Below are 18,291 nucleotides of genomic sequence, written 5' to 3'. Positions count from 1 at the left end.
CCTTGTTTACATACTGTAACCCGTCCAGAATCGCAAGGATAAACCGTGTCTTGTGCTTGTGTTCGCAGGGACGGGTGCTAAACTTCCGCCAATCCTTGATTTTCCTGATGAATATCTCCGTTTTAGACCGTTTTTTGAAATATGTTTCCGTGGATTCCCAGGCTGATGCGGGTTCCTCCGCCGTGCCTTCTTCTCCGGGCCAGACGGATCTGGCCCGGATGCTGGCCGGAGAACTGCGGGAGATGGGAGCCCAGGCGGAACTGGATGAAGCTTCCGGCATCGTGTACGCCTCCATTCCGTCCAACGTGGACGGGAAGGTTCCCGTGATCGGCTGGGTGGCCCATGTGGACACGGCTCCGGGCGTTTCCGGCAGCGGCGTGAAGCCCCGTATCGTGCGCTCCTATGACGGCGGGGACATCATGCTCAACCCGGAGCAGGGAATCGTGCTTTCTCCCGCCGTTTTTCCGGAATTGGGCAGGTATGCAGGCCAGGACCTGGTCGTGACGGACGGAACCACCCTGCTGGGCGCGGACGACAAGGCCGGGGTGGCGGAAATCATGGACATGGCCGCCTCCTTCCTGCTGCATCCCGAACGGCCCCATGGCGAAATACGGATTGCCTTCACGCCGGACGAGGAAATAGGCCGGGGAACGGACGCCTTTGACGTGGCCCGCTTCGGCGCCGATTTCGCCTATACCGTGGACGGGGGTGCGCTGGGGGAAATTGAATATGAGAATTTCAATGCGGCCTCCGCCGTGGTGACGGTGCAGGGCGTCAGCATTCACCCCGGCAGCGCGAAGGGCAGGATGCTGAACGCGTGCCTCGTCCTCATGGAATTCCAGGAGATGCTTCCCGTGTTCCAGAATCCCGCTTTTACGGAAGGGTATGAGGGTTTTTACCATCTGGACTCGTTCCGTGGAGATGTGGAACAAGCTGTTGGGGAATACCTCATCAGGGACCACGACACGGCGGAATTTGAGCGCAAAAAGGAATTCATGCAGGAATGCGCCGCCCTGCTGAACCGGAAGTACGGGGAGGGTACCGTGCAGGTGGAAGTGAAGGATTCCTATTACAACATGAAGGAAAAAATTCTACCGCACATGCACCTGGTGGAACATGCCCGCAGGGCGATGGAAGCCGTAGGCGTGCAGCCGGAAATCATTCCGGTGCGCGGCGGCACGGATGGAGCGCATCTTTCCTTCATGGGGCTGCCGTGTCCCAACCTGTGCGCCGGAGGCCACAATTTCCATGGCAGGTATGAATATGTTCCGGTCCAGTCTCTGGAAAAAATTTCCGCCATTCTTCAGGAAATCGTTTCCGGCTACGCCCGGTATGGTCTGGAACCTCCCGCCGGAAACCAGCGGAATGGTGATTGATGGGGATTGGTGGTTCCGGTGGGATAGCCATTAGGGCCGGGAGGCCCTAACTCCCGGGGGATACGCGTCTGTGAAAAGGAGAGGGTGGAAATGCTGGGTTGACCGTGGCGTTGCGGCTCCGGCGTCTGGGAGCGGAAGGCTCCCGCCTTTCGTTGCTGAAAACTCTTCTGGAGCGTAGCGGAAGCTTTCGTCTAATACTCCGTCACTTCGTTCCCTGGGAATAGTTATTAGGGCCGGGAGGCCCTAATTCCCAGGCGATACGCGTCTGTGAAAAAGAGGTGGAGGATCCGGAGGGGCTGCCTATAAATTGACGGTTCCCGCCAATAATCGTGGAGCATCGCGGAAAACAGCTTTCCGGCACTGTGGAATCTCCTCCGGATTCCCAATCCCTGAAGCAAGGGGAAAGTGCTTGCTTTTTTCCCTCCCGTCATGATCATGGCTGTCCACCGTTTTTTATAACTCCTGCATACACACATTTTGATATGAGCGTGATTCCCAATGTCCTGGCTGAAAGGTACGCCTCCGCCGCCATGAAATCCATCTGGTCCGCAGAGGGCCGCATCGTGCTGGAACGCGAGTTCTGGATTGCCGTGATGAAGGCCCAGAAGGATTTGGGGCTGGATATTCCGGACGGCGTGATTGAAGCTTATGAACGGGTGAAGGACCAGGTGAACCTCGCCTCCATTGACGCCCGCGAACGCGTCACGCGTCATGACGTGAAGGCGCGCATTGAAGAATTCTGCGAACTGGCCGGATGCGAGCACATCCACAAGGGCATGACCTCCCGCGACCTGACGGAAAACGTGGAACAGCTCCAGATATGGAAGTCCATGCAGATCATCCGGGACAAGGCCGTGGCGGTGCTGAACCGCATGAGCGTCCTGTCTGAACAGTGGAAGCACGTGACCATCGCCGGCCGCACGCACAACGTGGCCGCGCAGACCACCACCATGGGCAAGCGCGTCGCCATGTTCGGGGAGGACATCGTGCACGGCCTGGGATCATGGATTTCCCTGATGGACCGTTACAGCGTCCGCGGGCTGAAGGGCGCCGTGGGCACCCAGCTTGACCAGCTTTCCCTCTTCGGGAAGGACGCCGGCCGCGTGCTGGAACTGGAAGACCGCGTATGCGCCCACCTGGGCATTCCCGCCAAGTGGATGAATGTGGGGCAGGTGTACCCCCGTTCGCTGGACTTTTCCGTGGTTTCCGGCCTGGTGGAGCTGACCTCCGGCTGTTCCTCCTTTGCCAAGACCCTGCGCCTGATGGCCGGCCATGAACTGGCTACGGAAGGCTTTGCCAAGGGGCAGACCGGCTCCAGCGCCATGCCCCACAAGATGAACGCCCGCTCATGCGAACGCGTCAACGGCTTCCATGTCATTCTGAAAGGCTTCCTGATGATGATTTCCGGCCTAGCCGGGGACCAGTGGAATGAAGGGGACGTGTCCTGCTCCGTGGTGCGCCGCGTGGTTATGCCGGATTCCTTTTATGCCGCGGACGGCCTGTTTGAAACTTTCCTGACCGTTCTGAACCAGATGGGCGTGTATGAAGCCGTGGTAGCCGCGGAATTGCGCCGCTACCTGCCTTTCCTGATGACCACCACCATCCTGATGGAAGCCGTCAAGCGCGGCATTGGCCGGGAAACCGCCCATGAGGTGATCAAGGAGCATGCCGTGGCCGTCTCCAATGACCTGCGGGCCGGAAAAATCATGGAGAACAACCTGCTGGACCGCCTGGCGGAAGATGGCCGTCTCGGCATTGACAGGGCCGCCCTCCAAAGCATTTTTGACTCCAATTCTTCCGCCACGGGCATGGCTGACGCCCAGGTGGAGGCGTTCCAGTCCATGGTGAAGGACCTGACGGACAGATTCCCGAACGGCGCCGGCTACCAGCCCGGAGACATCCTTTAAAAGACCCTTGTAAGAGGCCGTGCGCTCCGGCGCGCATTTTCCTTCCAGGCGCCATCCATCCGGACGGCGCCTGTTTTTATGCCGGATGCGTACGTGTTTTTTCAATTTCTTTGCGTCAGGAGAGCTTGACGAATCAGAAGGATGCCAGTAAGCTCGAATCCAGTAAACGGGCGCGTACGTTGCATGCGCCTTCGCAAGCAACCCTCCTGTTAAACAATTTTCAATATGGAAAACCAGCAGCTCAGCCTTTTGGACCGTGTATACACCGTTCTCAGAAAGAGAGGGGAAGAAACGGAATGGATCACTTCCGCGGACGACCACAATCTCAGAACGGGCATCGCGTTCGTCCCCTGTGATACGTTCACGCCCGTGAGCCTCCTGTACACGATGATGGATCATCCGGAGACGCTGGTCATTGACGTGCTTTTTGCCGCCAAGGTGCCTGAAAACCGTCGCGTGGAAGTCAGTATCATCCTCAGTGAACTGAATGCGGACCAGACGGCCGGCGCCTTCCAGCTGGACCCCAACAGCGGGTATGTCTATTACCGCCAGTCCTTCGTTCTGGAAGGCATGGACCTTACGGAAGCCCAGTTTGCCCAGCTGATGAAGAATATTGAAACCGTGGCTGTGGAAACGGCGGAAGCCTACTCTCACATCATGGAGACGGAATATCCCAAATAACGGGATGCGTTTCCACCCCCGGAGCTGTTCATGAGCGAGGACCCTCACAAAAAGGGAACTTCCTGGTCCATAGGCATTGGCCTGGGGATTGTCGCTCTGATGATAGGGACAGCCATTTTAACGGACCCGTCTTTCCCGTCCTCCTCCTCCGGGGAAAAGGACCACGCGGTCGCAGGAACGGTGGTGCCCCTGCATTTGCAGGCAAACACCCTGACCATTTCCGCGCCCGGCATGGTGAAAGCCTCCCACCTGACGATGCTTTCTCCCGGCGTTTCCGGGAAGGTGGACAAGGTGCATCCCCTCTTTAACGCGGGGGAAATCATCCTGAAGGGAACGCCCCTGCTGGAACTGGAAAAATTTGAATACCGCGCCCGTCTGGCGAATGCGCAGGCGGAGCTGGAACAGGCGCGCCTGGACGTTTCCACGGAACAGGCGGAAGCCCTGAAAGCCATTAAAAAGACTTACAGTTCCGTCTCCAAAAGCGGAAAGGACTCGGATCTGGTGCTCCGGGTGCCGCAGCGCCGGGCCGTGAACGCGCGCCTGAACGCCGCGGAGGCGTATGTGGCGGAGGCGGAACAGGCCCTCCGGGATACGGTGCTGGAAGCTCCCTACACCTGCCAGGTGGTGGAATGTTCCGTGGGAGCCGGGGCCCGGGTGGTTGCCGGCCAGCCGGTGGGGAAGGTGATTCCCCTGCAGGAGCGGATGATACGCATTCCCGTGCCACTGGAAGAATTTTCCGCATTGCCCAGGGATGAACGGGGCAGGGTCAGTACGGCCCTGACCGCCTCCTGCGTGTTGAACAATGGGAAACGGCTTCAATGGGTGGGCCGCGTTACGGCCGTGGACGCCGCGCTGGACTCCGAGCACCGTTCCGCCGTGCTGATCGCCTCCCTAGAACCGAATGCCTCCCATGTTTCCGAATGGCAGGTGGCTCCCGTCAACATGGCCCTTCAGGTCAACATCCAGGTGCAGGTTCCCGCCTCCGTGTGGATTCCCTCCACCGCCGTCAGGGATGGAAGCTCCATCCAGGTAAAAACCCCGGCGGGAATGCAGGAGCGGAAGGTGCACGTCGTCGCCTTGAAAGACGGGCAATCCCTGGTGATCATTCCTGAATTCCAGGAGGGGGACGCTCTGGTTCTTTAACATTCCCTCCCAGAGAATTTTTTCTCCCTCTTTTTTCCTTTTTTGTCCGGGAACGCGTTCTTTTCAAAAGGCTTTCCGGAATAGGAATCAGACTTATGGAGACCATAAAAAAACCATGCCGCCCGGGAGGGAGGCATGGTGTATATTCTTATGATGTGCGGGCCCTGCGTCAGCGTTTGTCCGCTCTCATGTCAAATACCAGCACTTCAAAGGGTTGAAGTTCCAGGCTAACCGGCTTGCCCTGTTCCAGCTTCAGCGTTTTCACGCGCTGGTCCGGGTAGGAGGCTTTCAGGGAGAAGACGGCCGGCGTTCCCTTTACGGGTTCAAAGACGGTTCCCGCATCCAGTTCAATCGACTGCGGACGATCGTCCGGATTGCGGAGCGCCAGCGTGCATCCGCGGGGGCTCCAGGCCGCATAGCCGTAGGGTTCCAGTTTATTCGGGTCACCGCCCACCCAGTGCACGTCAGCCAGTACATCCTGGAAGCGCTGCGCCCAGCGTGCTCCGGCCGCCACATCGTCCCAGGCCTTTTTATCCATCATGGACGGAGTGAGGTAAAGTTCCTGAAGATTGGCTCCGGAGCCGAAATAAATGCGGGAGTCGTTTTTCAGGTTTTTGTTATCCTGCTTTCCGTCCTCACCCTTGCTGACGCGTGCGGCCTGGAACTTGGTGCCCAGCACCATGCCATGGTGCATGATGGAATTCAGCGGATAAAGTGGTCCCGGCTTGACGATGACGTTGTAGCAGGAGCCGTCCCGGAACGTGATCCATTGCTCGCGGTCGTCTCCCTTGCCTGTCCAGCCTACGTCCGCCGTGCCGTTGCGCCACGTGGAATCCACATGGTTGAGCCAGAAGGGGGAGGGCCAGGTGCCTACCGTCGTATTGATGAACAGGCGGGGATTCTCCCGGCGAAGATCATTGGCAATGGAAAGAAGGGCCATGAAGTGGGGGCTGATTCCGTCCCCGGCTTTGTCCCATTTGAAGTAGGTTACCTTGTCCTTCTTCATCAGGTCGGAACAGCGTTTCTTGAACCACTGGTAATACTGGGGGTAGGAAAGGTCGAACCCCGTTGCATCGGCCGGCAGGATGCCCTTGTCCTTGGCTAGCTGCACCCTCTTTTCCGGGCCAAAATACCCTCCCAGCGGAGAAATCCAGATACCGAAGCCGGAGGGAATTTTTCCTACCGCCTTGACGACGGGTTCAAATCCGTGCGGGAATTTTTTGGTGGATGGCTGCCAAAGGTCTTCGTTCACGTCATCCCAACCGTCATCCAGCACAAAGCCATCCAGCCTTACATGGCGGGAGCCCAGTTCCTTCTTGTATTCCCCGGCTGTCTTGACGAGGGTTTTCTCCGTGGGGTCCAGCCCATCGTCATACCAGCCGTTGTAATGCAGGAACTGGTGGTAGGGCGTAGCGCGTTCCCGTTCCAGATAATAAAGGAATCCCCGGCGCAGCTGGTTCTCCGGCCATACTCCCAGCACGGTGGTGAATGTCTGGACGCTCCCGCTTCCCATGGGAAGGTTGCAGTCAAACCCGACGGTTCCCGTTCCTCCGCTGGATTGGGCCTTGGCGACAGGAAGTTCAATGCCGGCAAACGTTCCTTCCCGTTCGCTGACCAGGGGGCTTCCCGGTACGGTTCCCTTGACGGCAAGGGAGGGGTCCTGCAAGTCAATCAGCTGGATTTTCTTCAAATCCACTTCCTTGGACGCTTCAATCTTGTAGGTCTCCTTGACGTAGGAGGAACCTTCCCTCAATTCCGCCCTCCATTGGACGGTCAGCCCGCTCTTTTTGTCCTTGAAGGTGGCGGAGATCGCCGCCCCTTCGGAACGTTCTCCCAGGCGTGGGCTTGAAGGGTTGCCCTTCTGGACAGTGATGGAAGGAGCGCCTTCCATCACAAACCGGGAGGATGGGAGGTTGTAGTCTTCCTTTTCCGTGGAAAGGCGGAACAATTCCGGTTCCTGTTTGCCGGAGACGGCATTCTCTTCCCTGGAGGGGCGTTCCCTGTTCACGATTCCCAGGGGAATCAGCTTGTTGCCGGAGACCTTCCAGGAGGCGCTCAGAAGATTGTTGCTCAAAGTATAGACATCCCCCTCCCGATTGGCGGCAGGGGATCCCGGAGATGTTCCCGGATAGGTTACGGATGCTGCGGCGGTCTGGAAGCAAACGCAGGTACAGGCCGTCAGGGCAATCGTTGGCAGAGATAATGCGTGCATATGGTTCGGAAGGTTCTGAAATCCGGAGGCCTTCGTCAATTCAAAAATCCGGAGGGAGGGGAGAACTCTGGTCTCTTTGTTCCGCCGTGAAATTTTTAGTGGGCTTCCAGCCAGTTGCTCCCCGTTCTGGCTTCCACCAGGATGGGAACGCCGTTGGGAAGGGGCAGGGCGCTGATCATGATTTCTTCAATCTTCGGGATGAGGTCCGTCTCCTCCTTGTGCAGGTCCACCAGCAATTCATCGTGAATTTGGAGGATAAGCCGGGATTTGGTGCCTTCCAGCAATTTGGCCGCATGGATCATGGCGATCTTGATCATATCCGCGGCGGTACCCTGGATGGGGGTGTTGATGGCGGTGCGCTCCGCTGCGGACTTGATGGTCTTGTTGGCGGAGTTGATTTCCGGGATCATTCTCCTGCGGCCCAGCAGCGTTTCCGCGTAACCTGCCCGTTCCGCCTTGTGCACCAGGTCCTCCATGAAGGATTTTACCACGGGAAACTGGATAAAGTAATTTTCAATCAAGGTAGCGGCTTCACTGCGGGGGCAGCCCAGGCGCTGGGAAAGGCCGAAGGCGGAAATACCGTAAATGATGCCGAAGTTCACCATCTTCGCCGCCCGGCGCATGGTGGCGTCCACCTGCTCGCGGGGAATGCCGTACACCTTGGCCGCCGTTTCCGTATGGATGTCCCGGCCTTCCTTGAAGGCCTCGCACATGGCGGGATCCCCTGAGAGCGCCGCCATGATGCGCAGTTCAATCTGGGAATAGTCTGCGGAAAGCATGGTATACTCTCCGGAGGCTGGAACGAAGGCTGTGCGGATCAGGCGCCCCTGTTCCGTCCTTACCGGAATATTCTGCAGGTTGGGGTCCTGGGAGGCCAGGCGTCCGGTGGCCGTCAGCATCTGGTGGAACTGGGTGTGGATGCGGCCGTCCCGGGGGCAGATGTACTTGGGCAGGGCGTCCAGGTACGTACTTTTCAGCTTCATGTTTTCCCGGTAGGCCAGGATGTCCGCCACGATGGGGTGGAGGGGAGCCAGGGCGGAGAGGGTGTCTTCATCCGTCACAAACTGGCCCGTCTTCGTCTTCTTGGGCTTCTTCACCAGCTCCAGTTCTCCGAACAGGAAGTCGCCGAGCTGCTTGGGTGAATTCAGGTTGAGGGGGTGGCCCGCGGCTTCTTCAATCCTCTCCCGCAGGCCGTCAATGATGGCCCCCACCTTGACAGAAGCTTTCTCCAGCGATTCCGGGAGCACGCGTATGCCGCTAAATTCCATGTCTGCCAGCACAGGCAGCAGGGGGAGTTCCACCGTACGGAAGAGTTCCTCCATGCCACTCTCTTTCACCTGCTTTTTGAGGATGGCGGAAAGCTGAAGGGTAATGTCCGCGTCTTCCGCCGAATACTTGCCCATGACTTCCACGGGAATCCCGCTGGTATCCAGTTCACGCTTTTTGGCGCCCGGCGCGGCGATGTCCTTCAGCTTGATCGTGGAATATTGCAGAAAACTTTCCGCCAGAGCGTCCATGCCGTGCTTCATGCCCGGGGAGATCAGGGCGTGGGCCAGCATTGTATCGAAAAAGGGGCCTTTCACCCGGATGCCGTTAGCCCGCAGAACCTTCAGGTCAAACTTCAGGTTATGCCCGATCTTTTCCGCGGAACCTTCCAAAAGCGTCCTGACCGTTTCCAGGTCGTCCGGGCCGGAAACGGGCATGTACCATGCCTTGTGCGGCTCCGCACAGAAGGAGATGCCCAGCAATTCGTCCGTGAGGGGATTCAGGCCCGTCGTCTCCGTATCAAAACACCAGGAATCATGCTTTTCCAGTTCGGCAATCATGGCGGCGCGGGCTTCCTCCGTATCCGCAATGATGTATTCATGCTTGAAATCGTCCACCGTTTTCAAATGGCGTTCTTCAAACAGGTCCATCTGGCCGGACCCGTTCTGCTGCACAGGCGCAGCGGGAACGGAGGGCGTTTCCTCCGGAGACTGCGCCGCCTGGGCCGGAGCGAACAAATCGTCCGCAAGGAGGGGCGCTTTTCTGGCCTCCGGCGCTTTTTTACCGAACAGTTTGGCCTGCATGGAACGGAATTCCAGCTCCTGAAGAAGGGCCAGAAGTTCTTCCGGGTTCGGATCCTTTTTGACCAGCTCGGGCAGGGTGACGGTGAGGGGCACATCCCGGTCAATGGTGGCCAGCTGTTTGGAAAGGGTAGCCAGGGAGCCGTTTTCCTCCACAATCTGCTTGCGCTTTCCTTTCAGTTTATCTGTGTTGGCCAGCAGGTTTTCCACGGAGCCGAACTCCTCAATCAGCACCTTGGCCGTCTTTTCCCCTACGCCGGGGAGTCCCGGAATATTATCGGAGCTGTCGCCCATCAGGGCCAGGATGTCAATCACCTGGTCCGCACGCTCAATGCCCCAGTGCTCCTTGAGCTTCTCCAGGTCAATCACTTCATGATCGTTTCCCCGCTTGCCGGGACGCCACAGATAGCAGGTGGGGGAAATGAGCTGCCCCAGATCCTTGTCCTGGGAAACCATGTAGGTCTGGAACTCCTTCGTATCGTCCGCCAGGCGGGCCAGCGTGCCGATCGTATCGTCCGCCTCATAACCGTCATAGCGCAGGATGGGAATGTTCATGGCCTCCAGAAGTTTGAAAATCAGGGGTATCTGGTAACTCAACTCTTCCGGCATGGATTCCCGGTTGGCCTTGTAGTCCGGGTAAATCCGGTGGCGCTCCGTGGGAGCGGAGGTGTCAAAGCAGGCTGCGATGTGCGTGGGCTGTTCATGTTCCAGAATGCCCAGCAGCGTATTGGCAAAACCGTACACGGCGGACGTGTTGACTCCCTTGGAATTGCGGATGGGATTGGAGAAAAAGGCAAAGTGGGCCCTGTAGGCCAGAGCCATGCCATCCAGGATAAAAAGGCGTTTGGAAGGGGAATCAGTCATTTCTGCCTCACTTTACCATGTGCCCCGGCAGGAGGCTACCGTTAAATGCGCACCCGCGTATTCCCGGAAATTCCGGAAACAAAAGGCGTGCATTCCAGTCTTCCGGCTGGTATGCAGAAGAAGGAAACAGCCTTGGGAACATGCAGGAATTGACAAAGGCAGAACTGGACAAAGTGAGGGAACGGCTACTTCCGGGAGAAAGAATTCTCTGGCAGGGCAAGCCCTGCTCCGGATGGAAGAGCAGGGTGGCGAAGGAATGGAAGGGGATCTTCTTTCTCCTGTTTTTTGCCGTGGCATTCGGCCGTGGTTTTTACGTAGTGGCGGCGGGTAATCCTTCATGGAACGAAGAGGTTGTTTTTTCCCTGGCGATCATGGGCGTTTGTTCTCTTGTTGCGCTGGGCAGCACTGGCGCGCTGGTGCTGAACGCCATTCTGGAATCACGAAAGCTTAATGCCTTTATTTACGCCATGACGGACAGGCGCCTGTTATCCATAGGACCGTCTGCGGACGGCAGGGGAACGTTTTTCCAGCAATTTGACGGGGCATCCCTGCGGAAAATTCGTATGGTGCCCCATCATGACGGCACGGGAGACCTGGTGTTCCGCTATCAATTTCCTCCGGGCAAAAAACCGGTCCCGCAGGGCTGGCTGGCTCTGCCGTATGCGGAAAGGGTTATTGAGCGGATCAGGGGCGTTTTTCCCGGTGTTGCCGCATCACGGCTTCGATGAACTCCGCCAGTCTTTCCACGGGGTGCCGTGAAGGAGCCGCCAGCAGGACAAGGGGCTGGCCGTCGTAAATGATGCGGCAGACGTCGCATGGAGCCGGATATTCCGGCCCGGTTCTTCCCTTGCGGCGGATGACGGCTCCGGCATGCCTCAACCGCTCCAATTCCTCATGGTTCACCGGAGTATTCTTTCCGATATGGGAGAGTTGGCATTCCGTCAGCAGGTCCAGATCGTAATCAAAAGCGTTCCGGCGGAACCCGAACAGGTTTTTCTCCGTGTGCAGCCATCCGTCACGAGCCTCATAAATTGTCCGGCCAAACCATGAATCCAGCAGTACAAACAGCATGCCCAGACTCAGAAACGGACCCAACATGCAGAAAATGGTTCTGATGCTCTCTGCAACGGTTCCCGTCTGAGGGGGAAGAGAGAGTATAACCCATGTAAGGGCGCAAATGCCCGCCCACAGCAGGGGAAGGATTGCCAGAAGAAAGCCGGGATACGTGCGGCGGTTGGGAATAGCAACCATGTCTTCCGGAAAGTAACGGAAACCGCTGCGGCCGTCAAACCGTTCTTCGCTAAAGATTGATTTCCCCGTGGAAACTACTATCATGCTTCTGTTTGCATGACTTACACCATTACACCCTTGATTGGAGAGGACGCCATCCGCGAACGCGTCAGGGAACTGGCCGCCTCCATTGATGCTGACATGGGAGAGCGGCCCTACGTCCTGCTGCTCCTGTTGAAGGGAGCCCTCCCTTTCGCCACCATGCTGGCAGGCCATTTGAAAACCCGTCCCGTAGTGAAAGCCGTGAAAGTCAACAGTTATGCCGGAATGTCCTCTTCCGGCTCCTTCACGTGGGAGGGGGACTGCGGCTCCTTCCGTCCGGACCAGCCCGTTCTGGTGGTGGATGACGTGCTGGACACGGGCGCCACGCTGGCGGAAGTCTGCCGGGAATTGAAAAAAAGGGGGGTGCAGCGTGTGATGACTGCCGTGGCTGTGGACAAGCACTGCTGCCGCAAGGTTCCCTTTGAGGCTGATTACGTGGCTTTTACCCAGGGAAATGACTTTCTGGTGGGCTTTGGCATGGATCTGGATGAGCGTTACCGGGAATTGCCCTACATCGGGAAAGTGGAGCTTGGATGAAATATTTTGTTTTAAGTTGAACAACCTGCTGAAAAAAAGTGTCCCAATACATTGGAGCGATGGAGGCAGCCGCCTTCAAGCTTCACAAGGGAAAACCGGAAAGGAGAAACCAAGACATGAAAATCAACAGGGCAAGACAACAGGAAAGCGTGGCCGTCTTTGGCCATGAAACGTCTCTTCTACGGGATGTTTTGGACAATCTGGAACTGGAACATGCGCTGACGTGGCTGCTGGAAGCCGTCAGAGAGCACCAGTCCGGAGAAATGGAAGGCGAACCGTGGCATCTGTACCAGACCACGCTGTTTGCCTTGTACGTGGACTATGACAACGGCAGGGTGCGGCTGTCTGCTGCGCTGGCATGCCACGATGCCGATCTGGAAATGCCCCTGAAGGACTTTTTGGATATCCTGGGCAGGGAAGCCGCCAAGGAGGCGGACCCGCTTCATTATACTCCTGGGCCGTCCAGCAAATGCATCCACCGCTACCGCAACCCCTATTTCAAGCGCAAGGAACAGGAACGGGAGCAGGACATGGGATTTTATTCCTGACGATTGTCTCCCTGCCTGAACGGGCATCCTTTCCAATGGCCGGGTTCCATCGGGAATCCGGCCGTTTTTTGTGGGAACCGGAATAGTTTCTCTTTGCAGGTTTTTCCTGCTCCGGAAGCAAGACAATACAGTTGATGCAAGATTAAAGTAAATGTGCCGTTTTTTAATTTTTTCAAAAGCGAATCCAACAACACAAAATCCATTAGGTGCCGGGGTCGGGAAGTAGAGAAGAAATCCTGGAAACTCCCTTCTTTTCACCTCGAAACAATAGTCTGGTCAGTCAAGGTATAGGTTCCTTTCGTTGCACGCGGGCTTGACTTCCATGATGAAGCCCGGTTGGACGGAAGCGTGGCTGGAAGCCCGCAGGGTGAGTGAATCCGAAGGATGAACGAATCAAACCTTCATTCCCGGCAGGGCGTTTTTCTGTAATCCGCGGAAAGGCGTCTGATCACCGTGTTTCCTGATGAAGCCGGGACCGGGAACAGGGGCCTCCCGGCCCTTGCGGAAAAAGACTTCCGGCAGAAAGAATAAATACCGGCCGGGCAATAAAAATAGTGCTTTTGGAGCATGGTTCGTCCAGAATAGCGGCATCATGACAGTCTCCTCCACCTCCGTTTTCCGCGGCCGCCTGCCCTGGGTGGAGACTGCCCGTCTGCTGGCTACGCTGTCCGTCATCATGCAGCACGTCCCTTCGGGGGGATTCCCTCCCAATCAATGGCTGATCGGTCCGGCGCTGGCGACGTTTTTCCTGCTGGCGGGGTATTTTTCCGCCTCCCGCCTGCAAGGGGAAGGCGCGGGTAAATGGACTGCGGGACGCGTGATGTCCCTGCTGCGGCCCTACTTGTTCTGGTGTGCGGCCTACTGGCTGCTGGCGGGAATGCCCGTGTCCCCGGGCGCTCTGGCTTCCGTGTTCGGCCTGGGCGTGTGCCCCTTGCTGACGCCGATGTGGTTTTTGCGGGATCTGATGGTGTTCACGCTGGCCGCATTTCTTCTTTCCAAAGTCCGCTGGGTGCTTTATGCAGCGGGCCTCTTCTGCCTTTTCCTGAACCGCTGGGATGATTCCCTGGCATGGCCCAGCCCCTATATGTTCGGGGATTTTGTGCTGGGCATCCTGCTGGCGTCTTCCATACCGGGCTGCCTGGACCGCTGGGAAAAACTGCCCATGGCCGTCCATGGCTCCATTCTCCTGGCCTGCGCGGCGCTTGTCTGGACAAGCTGCACGGATACCTTCCTGATTCCGGACACCGCTTTTTCAGGACTGGCCGTGCTGGCCTTCCTGAGCTTCGGAATGGTGGCCAGGGCCATCAGCCCGGCGCTGTCGGAGCGGCTGGCGCTGTGGTCGTCCGGCAGTTTCTTCGTGTACTGCTCCCACATTTTTGTGCTGATTGCCCTGACGGGGGTGGAAGCGTGTTTCCCATCCCCGTGGCCCGCCTGGGCCTGGTGGTGCCTGGTGCCCGTGGTGTACATGCTGGCACGGGGAGTTTTCCTGTTCATCAAACGGTATTTCCCGCGCGCCCTCGTCCTGATGACGGGGGGAAAATGACCTCAGGGATGGAGGTCAGCCAACTCCGGGGGCGACGGTCTTCCTTGTCTTGATCCGTTCAGGGAGCCGCCACGCGGAAAGCCTGGGACGGAATGGGCTGTTTTTTGCCGCCTTCCTTCTGCCAGAAGAGCTGGGGAAGCTCGGGGAAGCCTTCTGTTTCCACCAGCAGGGGATGCCAGCCTTTTTCCAGGGGGATGGGTTTCAGGCCCGTTCTTTCCTTATCTTCCTCCGTAGTGCCTTCCCCCATGGAAGAGGATACTTCCGTGCCGGGCTTGTAACCGTATTCCGCATCCAGCAGATGGGCATCATGCAATCTGACGAATGCCTTGGCTCCCTTTTTCGCAGGAGTTTTCATGAAGAAGAAATATTTCCCGGTTTCCGGAACGTCCAGGTAAAGCACCCTTTTCATGCTGCCGTCCTTCTGGCGGATGCCCTGGGCGGACTGCGCCGTCAGAGGAAGCAGTTTGCCGGGCATTTCCTCCTTCCTGAGGGCCGGAACGGGTTCTGCGTCATAAGGCCTCTGGGCAAAGGTGCCGCGCTCCGGGTGGGTATAGTCGTAAATGCGCCTCATTCTCAGAACTTTGTCATGCATGATGGACTGCATCTTTCTCCCTTCCGCCGTATCCTTCAGGTCATGGCGCTCCGCCGGGTCCCTGACGGTATCGTAAATCTCAAACGGGTCCGCGTGGGACTGAATATTGGTCCTCACCCCCTTGTATTTGCCGATGTAGACCATCTGTTCGTCGCCGCGGACCGCATTTCTCCGGGAGGGAAGGAAGTCCTGGTAACCGGGCGTCGTTTTCTTGCTCTGGGACATTTTGGCGCTGTATTCCATATACAGGCGGCTGTCCGGCTGGGTTCCCTTGTTCAGCAGGGTGGGAAGCAGGGAAACGCCGTCACTGCGGAAGGGAGTCCTGACGCCGCCGATTGCGGCCAGCGTAGCCATCCAGTCGTGGAACTGGGAAGGATGGTCGTTGACGGAACCTGCCGGAATATGGCCGGGCCAGCGGACGATGGTGGGAACGCGGAAGCCGCCTTCCCACGCGTCCTGCTTGATGCCGTCAAAAGGCCCGTAATTGCGGAAGAACTGCGGATTCTGGCCGCCTTCGTCATGGGGGCCGTTGTCCGACGTCATGATGATGATGGTATTCTTGTCAATATTCAGGTCCTTCAGGGTCTGGATGAGGTCTTCAAAGGAATCGCTCAGCCGCGCGATCATGGTGGCGTACCGCTTTTGCGCCATGGGCCATTTTTTATCGGCATAGCGCGGATAGATGTAGGAATTGATCTTGCCCTCCGCGGTATTGACCAGCTTGTGGGGCGTTCCCAGCCATTGCACGCCGCCTTTCACGCCCCGGCCTTCCGGGTAGGGGCCGGTGGGTATTTGAAGCTGGGAGTGGGGCGCGATGTGGGTCAGCGCGAGGAAGAAAGGCTGGCGGGGGTTCTGGCGGTGCGTGTCCACAATCCATTTTTTGGCGCGGGCCGTCAGCAGGTCCACGGAGTAGGCCTTGTCGCAGTCCGCCGTGATGCATTTGTCCCCGTCCCAGATGCCGCTTTTTTTGGTGGGGGAGATGGGGTTGGGGTCTTCCTTGGGATAATGGTGGTGGCCGCTGACGTGGTCCAGGTAGCCGAAGTAGTAGTCAAAGCCGCGTTTGGTGGGGTAGGCGGTGGATTCCTGCGGAGTGCCCGCATGTTGCCTGCCTCCGCCTATTCCCCATTTGCCGATGAGGGCCGTCTTGTACCCGGCGGACTGCATGACGGTGCCGAGCGTAGGCGCCTGTTCGATGGGAAGGTCAAAGGACCTGTCCCGGATGACCTTGGCGTGACCCTGGTGCACCCCTGTGAACAGGGAGCCGCGGGCAGGGGCGCAGAGAGGGGCGGAAGAATAGTGGCGCGTCAGCGTCATTCCTTCCCGGGCCAGGCTCCTCAGGCCCGGATTGTCCATGGCGGGAAGCCCCTGCTTCATCCGCTGGTCCTGGTAGGAGGGCAGGTCCCCCCAGCCCATGTCGTCCATCAGGATCAGGATGACGTTGGGCCGCTGGGCGGCAGCGGCAAGGGGAATAGCCAGAAGGACGGCCAGAAGGGAGAATAGTTTTTTTCCTCTCATTGGAGCAAAAGACGGAATCTCATTTTTCTCCACCGGGCTTGACGGAATAACCGGGATCGGCAATCCAGCGGTCGCCCGATTTTTTCACCGGAATGAAACTGATGCCCCAGGACTGGTAATCTCCCGTGTACGGCTGCTCAATCAGGATTTTGTTTTCTCCGGCCTTCACCTGGAAGGGGACGGGGGGACGCGCCCACCAGAATTCCTCATTGTCAAAGGGAATTTCATTGGCGGGGGAAGTCCAGGTGTGTTTTTCATAACGCCTTTGGCCCGCCAGCTTGTAGGTCTGGGGATTTTTCACTTCCTTTCCGTTCAACCAGATTTTTGTTTCGCACTGGGACCATTCCCCGGCGGCAGGCACCCCGGAACAGCGGCGTGTGGAACGGGCCGGAGCGTCAAATCCCACCATGGCGTACATGGTTCCCGCCTTGGGAGCATAGAGGGTCGTTTCCGCCCAGACGGTGTTTCCCGGTTTCGTTTTGGTGAACATGCCTTCCAATCCGGCGCGGGTATGGAAGTAAAGATTTCCTCCGCGGGCCTGGGCCTGATCCACTCCATCAGGTTTTTTACCGGCCACCAGGGCGTTTCTCACCTCTTCCTGCCTGTCCTTCGGAACGGGGCCGAAGACATTCCATTCCATGAAAGAATCCCTCCAATAGGGGAAGGGCAGGGGCTTGTCTCCCACCAGCTCTTCCATGCGTTTTTCAAACAGGGAGAAAGCTTTGAAGGCTTCCGTGTCTTTTTCCGGGAGTTGTCCGGCCAGGCGGGACCCGTCCTCCGGAAGGCCCTTCCAGCTCCGTTCCGCGATGGAGAAGATAGCGGGCCACTGGGGACTCTGGATAGGAATGTTCTTTTTGTCCTCCACCCGCGCATCCGGCCACAGGCACAGGATGACGCCCAGGGAATGGTCATCCCCCTTCACCGCGCCGCAGGGTTGGCGGAAGAAAGCCCTGCGCACCATGATGCCGGGGTCAAAGGAGTTGACGTACCCGGCCGTGGAGTCGAAGTAGGGGTTCTTCTGCCTGGCGGGATTCGGCAGCGCCGTAGTACGTTCGTCCGTCCATAACTGGGCATAGCTGTCCCCGGATACGGGCAGGTCGTTCACTCCGGCCCACTGGATGGGCTGGCGCCCCAGGGATTTGACCTTGCCCGCTATCCTGTCCGCGAACTGCTTGGCGTTGGGGATGTGGATTTCATCCGCTCCGATGTGCAGGTAGGGGGACATTTCCACCGGGATTTCCTTGCAGAATTCTTCCAGCAGCTCCTCCAGAATCTTGATACCCCTGGGATCATGCATCGGGAAGCCGAAGCAATTCTTGAAATAGGTGCTGTGCCCCGGCATGTCTATTTCCGGAATAATTTGAATGTGGCGCTTCTTGGCGTAGCGGAACAGGTCCCGGATCTGGTCGTAGGTATAGGTGTCATTGACGTCCCGGTTCTTGATCCTTTTGGAAGGATCGTTCAGCACGGGATATTTTTTGCACTGGATGCGCCATGCGGGATGGTCCGTCAGGTGCCAGTGGAAGGCATTCATCTTCAGACGCGCCAGTTCATCAATGTCCGCCTTGAGGGTCTCAATCGTCCGGAAATTGCGTCCCGTATCATGCATGAAGCAGCGGATGGGGAAAGCCGGACTGTCCTTGATGTCGCAGCATGGGTAATCCCCCTTCGCTCCCAGCTGGTCCAGCGTCCTGCGGGCATAGAAAACGCCGGTGTCCGTGGCGGCCTTGATGAGAATGCCGTTGGGGCGGACCTGGAGTTCATAGCCTTCCTTGCCAAGCGTCTTGGCCAGAGCCGCGTTCTTTTTAACGGAAACAGGGGCTTTTTTAGGGCATTTCCCCGTTTTCCATTCTACCTGGGACGGGAAGGGGATGAGGGCTACCGGAGCGGCTTCTTCCTGCTGGAGAGGGTGCGGGGAAATCCAGTCTGCGTAGGAACTGGGGGAACAAAGCATCATACCTGATGCCAGTAAAAG

At 57.8% G+C, this 18,291-nt stretch carries 13 protein-coding genes; 8 read left to right on the top strand and 5 right to left on the bottom strand.

Translation table 11 applies throughout. The features are described from left to right. Window positions 1–107: 107 nt before the first annotated feature. The 4 genes from pepT to LIO64_RS07120 all read left to right on the top strand — a co-directional run bounded on the left by pepT (window position 108) and on the right by LIO64_RS07120 (window position 5,107). Window positions 108–1,376: a peptidase T gene (gene pepT / locus LIO64_RS07135; RefSeq protein WP_290548752.1), complete on the top strand. Its 1,269-nt coding sequence runs from the start codon at window positions 108–110 to the stop codon at window positions 1,374–1,376. Window positions 1,377–1,858: 482 nt separating this feature from the next. Further along, window positions 1,859–3,283, top strand: coding sequence for an adenylosuccinate lyase (purB, locus tag LIO64_RS07130; protein ID WP_290548751.1), 1,425 nt, complete (start codon window positions 1,859–1,861; stop codon window positions 3,281–3,283). 225 nt (window positions 3,284–3,508) lie between these two features. After that, complete coding sequence (locus tag LIO64_RS07125; RefSeq protein ID WP_290548750.1) at window positions 3,509–3,964, top strand: YbjN domain-containing protein; 456 nt, start codon at window positions 3,509–3,511, stop codon at window positions 3,962–3,964. Window positions 3,965–3,994: 30 nt separating this feature from the next. Beyond that, complete coding sequence (locus LIO64_RS07120) at window positions 3,995–5,107, top strand: HlyD family efflux transporter periplasmic adaptor subunit (RefSeq protein ID WP_290548749.1); 1,113 nt, start codon at window positions 3,995–3,997, stop codon at window positions 5,105–5,107. Window positions 5,108–5,276: 169 nt separating this feature from the next. On the opposite strand, the gene LIO64_RS07115 is transcribed toward LIO64_RS07120, so the two are convergent. Beyond that, window positions 5,277–7,319: an alpha-galactosidase gene (locus LIO64_RS07115; RefSeq protein ID WP_290548748.1), complete on the bottom strand. Its 2,043-nt coding sequence runs from the start codon at window positions 7,317–7,319 to the stop codon at window positions 5,277–5,279. 95 nt (window positions 7,320–7,414) lie between these two features. Further along, window positions 7,415–10,249, bottom strand: a complete 2,835-nt coding sequence (gene polA / locus LIO64_RS07110; RefSeq protein WP_290548747.1) for a DNA polymerase I — start codon at window positions 10,247–10,249, stop codon at window positions 7,415–7,417. A 140-nt stretch (window positions 10,250–10,389) separates the two neighbouring features. On the opposite strand from polA, the gene LIO64_RS07105 reads away from it, so the two are divergent. Beyond that, window positions 10,390–10,977, top strand: a complete 588-nt coding sequence (locus LIO64_RS07105) for a hypothetical protein (protein ID WP_290548746.1) — start codon at window positions 10,390–10,392, stop codon at window positions 10,975–10,977. Here LIO64_RS07105 and LIO64_RS07100 read toward each other — a convergent pair. Then, window positions 10,934–11,584: a hypothetical protein gene (locus LIO64_RS07100; RefSeq protein WP_290548745.1), complete on the bottom strand. Its 651-nt coding sequence runs from the start codon at window positions 11,582–11,584 to the stop codon at window positions 10,934–10,936. The two genes, LIO64_RS07105 and LIO64_RS07100, sit on opposite strands and share 44 nt — an antisense overlap. A gap of 12 nt (window positions 11,585–11,596) precedes the next feature. On the opposite strand from LIO64_RS07100, the gene LIO64_RS07095 reads away from it, so the two are divergent. From LIO64_RS07095 to LIO64_RS07085, 3 genes are all read left to right on the top strand, one after another. Beyond that, the gene (locus LIO64_RS07095; RefSeq protein ID WP_290548744.1) at window positions 11,597–12,118 is read left to right on the top strand and encodes a phosphoribosyltransferase family protein; all 522 of its coding nucleotides are present in this window, start codon (window positions 11,597–11,599) and stop codon (window positions 12,116–12,118) included. A 116-nt stretch (window positions 12,119–12,234) separates the two neighbouring features. Next, window positions 12,235–12,666, top strand: a complete 432-nt coding sequence (locus tag LIO64_RS07090) for a hypothetical protein (RefSeq protein WP_290548743.1) — start codon at window positions 12,235–12,237, stop codon at window positions 12,664–12,666. A 592-nt stretch (window positions 12,667–13,258) separates the two neighbouring features. Then, entirely contained in the window at window positions 13,259–14,209 is a 951-nt protein-coding gene (locus LIO64_RS07085; protein WP_290548742.1) for an acyltransferase family protein, read from the top strand. Window positions 14,210–14,267: 58 nt separating this feature from the next. Here the strand turns inward: LIO64_RS07085 and LIO64_RS07080 are convergent, their stop codons facing one another. Together LIO64_RS07080 and LIO64_RS07075 are read right to left on the bottom strand one after the other, a co-directional pair. Then, on the bottom strand, window positions 14,268–16,316 hold the full coding sequence (locus tag LIO64_RS07080) for a sulfatase-like hydrolase/transferase (protein ID WP_290548741.1): 2,049 nt from the start codon (window positions 16,314–16,316) through the stop codon (window positions 14,268–14,270). A gap of 19 nt (window positions 16,317–16,335) precedes the next feature. After that, complete coding sequence (locus tag LIO64_RS07075) at window positions 16,336–18,273, bottom strand: family 20 glycosylhydrolase (RefSeq protein WP_290548740.1); 1,938 nt, start codon at window positions 18,271–18,273, stop codon at window positions 16,336–16,338. Between the last annotated feature and the right edge of the window lie 18 nt (window positions 18,274–18,291).

This window comes from Akkermansia sp. (assembly GCF_020860705.1).
Taxonomy (GTDB): domain Bacteria; phylum Verrucomicrobiota; class Verrucomicrobiia; order Verrucomicrobiales; family Akkermansiaceae; genus Akkermansia.
This window is presented reverse-complemented; position numbering and strand designations above follow the sequence as displayed.

Excerpts from the sequence above, each read along its gene's own strand:
- LIO64_RS07125 (WP_290548750.1), top strand. The coding sequence starts at position 3,509 with ATGGAAAACCAGCAGCTCAGCCTTTTGGACCGTGTATACACCGTTCTC.
- LIO64_RS07105 (WP_290548746.1), top strand. The coding sequence starts at position 10,390 with ATGCAGGAATTGACAAAGGCAGAACTGGACAAAGTGAGGGAACGGCTA.
- polA (WP_290548747.1), bottom strand. The coding sequence starts at position 10,249 with ATGACTGATTCCCCTTCCAAACGCCTTTTTATCCTGGATGGCATGGCT.
- pepT (WP_290548752.1), top strand. The coding sequence starts at position 108 with ATGAATATCTCCGTTTTAGACCGTTTTTTGAAATATGTTTCCGTGGAT.
- purB (WP_290548751.1), top strand. The coding sequence starts at position 1,859 with ATGAGCGTGATTCCCAATGTCCTGGCTGAAAGGTACGCCTCCGCCGCC.
- LIO64_RS07075 (WP_290548740.1), bottom strand. The coding sequence starts at position 18,273 with ATGATGCTTTGTTCCCCCAGTTCCTACGCAGACTGGATTTCCCCGCAC.
- LIO64_RS07120 (WP_290548749.1), top strand. The coding sequence starts at position 3,995 with ATGAGCGAGGACCCTCACAAAAAGGGAACTTCCTGGTCCATAGGCATT.
- LIO64_RS07090 (WP_290548743.1), top strand. The coding sequence starts at position 12,235 with ATGAAAATCAACAGGGCAAGACAACAGGAAAGCGTGGCCGTCTTTGGC.
- LIO64_RS07080 (WP_290548741.1), bottom strand. The coding sequence starts at position 16,316 with ATGAGAGGAAAAAAACTATTCTCCCTTCTGGCCGTCCTTCTGGCTATT.
- LIO64_RS07095 (WP_290548744.1), top strand. The coding sequence starts at position 11,597 with ATGACTTACACCATTACACCCTTGATTGGAGAGGACGCCATCCGCGAA.
- LIO64_RS07100 (WP_290548745.1), bottom strand. The coding sequence starts at position 11,584 with ATGATAGTAGTTTCCACGGGGAAATCAATCTTTAGCGAAGAACGGTTT.
- LIO64_RS07115 (WP_290548748.1), bottom strand. The coding sequence starts at position 7,319 with ATGCACGCATTATCTCTGCCAACGATTGCCCTGACGGCCTGTACCTGC.
- LIO64_RS07085 (WP_290548742.1), top strand. The coding sequence starts at position 13,259 with ATGACAGTCTCCTCCACCTCCGTTTTCCGCGGCCGCCTGCCCTGGGTG.